General features: G+C 60.7%; 2 protein-coding genes. Both read left to right on the top strand.

Annotated elements, in window-relative coordinates; genetic code table 11:
• On the top strand, positions 1-1,194 hold a 1,194-nt coding region (locus FEM54_RS29540; protein WP_205894441.1), incomplete at its 5' end, for a mandelate racemase/muconate lactonizing enzyme family protein.
• A 27-nt stretch (positions 1,195-1,221) separates the two neighbouring features.
• The gene (locus FEM54_RS29535; protein ID WP_099549894.1) at positions 1,222-2,832 is read left to right on the top strand and encodes a GMC family oxidoreductase; all 1,611 of its coding nucleotides are present in this window, start codon (positions 1,222-1,224) and stop codon (positions 2,830-2,832) included.
• Positions 2,833-2,865: the final 33 nt, after the last annotated feature.

Below are 2,865 nucleotides of genomic sequence, written 5' to 3'. Positions count from 1 at the left end.
CATATCGTTGCCGTCCCACCACCGCATATCGGTGGCATGTATTGGCTGTTTGTCAAACTCAAGACCGACTGCGGCATTGAAGGTGTCGGTGAGATTTACGCCGCCACCCTTGGTCCCAAGGCCATGCTGCCGATCATCGAGGATGTGTTCGAGCGCTACCTGCTCAACCACGACCCGCACCACATCGAGCGGTTTTTCCGCCAGGCTTATTCGAGCGGTTTCACCCAGCGCCCGGACCTGACCATGATGGGCGTGGTCAGCGGCCTGGAAATGGCGTGCTGGGACATCATCGGCAAAGCCGCCAACAAGCCGGTCTATGAGCTGCTGGGTGGCAAGGTCAACGAGCGCCTGCGTTCCTACACCTACCTGTACCCGGTCAACAGCAAGGGCGAGTACGACTACGACGACCCGGACCTGGCCGCCGAGTGCGCCATCGAGAATATGAACAAAGGCTTCACCGCCGTGAAGTTCGACCCGGCCGGCCCGTACACCGCGTACTCCGGCCACCAGATTTCGCTGGAAGTGCTGGAGCGTTGCGAGACTTTCTGCTGCAAGATCCGCGAGGCGGTGGGCGACAAGTGCGACCTGTTGTTCGGCACCCATGGGCAGATGGTGCCGTCATCGGCGATCCGCCTGGCCAAGCGCCTGGAGAAATACGACCCGCTGTGGTTCGAAGAACCGGTGCCGCCTGGCCAGGAAGACGCGATGGCCCAGGTCGCGGCCAAGACCAGCATCCCGATTGCCACCGGCGAGCGCCTGACCACCAAGTACGAGTTTTTCAAACTGCTGCAGGCCGGCGGCGCGTCGATCCTGCAAATGAACGTGGCGCGTTGCGGCGGGCTGCTGGAGGCGAAGAAGATCGCGAGCATGGCAGAAGCCTATTACGCGCAAATCGCGCCGCACTTGTACAACGGGCCGATCGGCGCGGCGGCGAGTTTCCAGCTGGCCACGTGCACGCCGAACTTCCTGATCCAGGAAAGCATCATGACCTGGGGCGGTTTCCACGCCGAAGTGCTGACCACGCCGCTGCAATGGGAGGACGGCTACATCATCCCGTCCACCGAACCGGGCCTGGGCGTGGAGCTGAACATGGACGTGGTGCGCAAACACACACCGTACACCGGCGAGCGTTTGCACCTGCAGATGGCGCCGACGCCAGCTGACGTCAAAGACACTTCGCCCGCCAAGGGCTGATAAAAACGACTTACGCGGTAACCGTGAATGACATATGACTACATCATCGCCGGCGCGGGTGCTGCCGGCTGCGTTCTGGCCAACCGGCTTTCCGCTTCGGGCGAATACTCGGTGTTGCTGCTGGAAGCCGGTGGCAAAGACAGTTCCTGGTGGTTCAAGATCCCGGTCGGATTCGCCAAGATGTATTACAACCCGACCTTTAACTGGATGTACTACAGCCAGCCGCAAAAACACTTGGCTGGCCGGGAAATCTATGCGCCGCGCGGCAAGGTGCAGGGCGGTTCGGGTTCGATCAACGCCATGATCTACGTGCGCGGTCAGGCCCATGACTTCAATGACTGGGCGGCCAACGGTAACGACGGTTGGGGTTTCAAGGATGTACTGCCGTACTTCCGCAAACTGGAAAATCACCCGCTGGGCGACACCGAGTACCACGGTGGCAGCGGCCCCATCAGCATCACACCGATGAAGGGCCAGACCCACCCGATTTGTGACGTGTTCCTCAAGGGCTGCGAACAGCTCGGCTACGGCCTCAGTGATGACTTCAATGGCCCCCATTTCGAAGGCGCGGGCCTGTATGACGTCAACACCCGCAATGGCGAGCGCTGCTCAAGCAGCTTTGCGCATTTGCATCCGGCGCTCAGTCGCACGAACCTGACCGTGGAGTTGCATGCACTGGTTGATCGTGTGCTGTTTGATGACCAGCAACGCGCCAGCGGGATTCGCGTGTCCCAAAAGGGCGTGGTGCGCACCTTTAAGGCACGCAAGGAAGTGATCCTTTGCGCGGGTGCCGTCGACACGCCGAAGATCCTGCAACTGTCCGGCGTGGCCGATCAGCAACTGCTGGCTGAACACGGCATCCCACTGGTCAAGCACCTGCCGGCCGTAGGTGAAAACCTGCAGGACCACTTGTGCGCCAGCTACTACTACAAGGCCAATATCCCCACCCTCAACGACGAACTCAGCTCTTTGTTCGGCCAGCTGAAACTGGGCCTGAAATACCTGTTCACTCGTAAGGGCGCGTTGGCGATGAGCGTCAACCAGGCCGGTGGTTTCTTTCGCGGCAACGACCAGCAGGCGGACCCGAACCTGCAGTTGTACTTTAACCCGCTGTCGTACCAGATTCCGAAAAACAACAAGGCCAGCCTCAAGCCCGAGCCGTATTCCGGTTTCCTGCTGTGCTTCAACCCGTGCCGGCCGACCAGTCGTGGCACCATCCGCATCGCCTCGAACAACCCGCGGGATGCGGCGTTGATCGATCCGAACTATCTGAGTACGCAAAAGGACATTGACGAAGTCATCCAGGGCAGCCGCTTGATGCGCAAGATCATGCAGGCACCTGCGCTCAAAGGCATCACGGTGGCCGAGGTGTTGCCCGGCGCGGCCGTGCAGAGCGACGAGCAGATGCTGCAATACTTCCGCGAAAACAGCGGCTCGATCTACCACCTGTGCGGCTCCTGTGCGATGGGCTCGGACCCGCAGGTGTCGGTGGTGGACAAGCGCTTGAAGGTGCACGGGTTGCACGGCTTGCGCATTGTGGACGCGTCGATTTTCCCGAATGTGACCTCGGGTAACACCCATGCGGCGGTATTGATGGTGGCGGAGAAGGGCGCCGACCTCATACTTGAGGATGCCTGAATGTGGGAGCTGGCTTGCCTGCGATAGCGGCGG

Source organism: Pseudomonas edaphica (assembly GCF_005863185.1).
GTDB lineage: Bacteria > Pseudomonadota > Gammaproteobacteria > Pseudomonadales > Pseudomonadaceae > Aquipseudomonas > Aquipseudomonas edaphica.
Note: the sequence above shows the minus strand (reverse complement) of the source record. Positions and strands in the feature narration are given on the sequence as shown.

Coding starts and splice junctions, on each gene's coding strand:
- FEM54_RS29535 (WP_099549894.1), top strand. CDS start 1,222: ATGACATATGACTACATCATCGCCGGCGCGGGTGCTGCCGGCTGCGTT.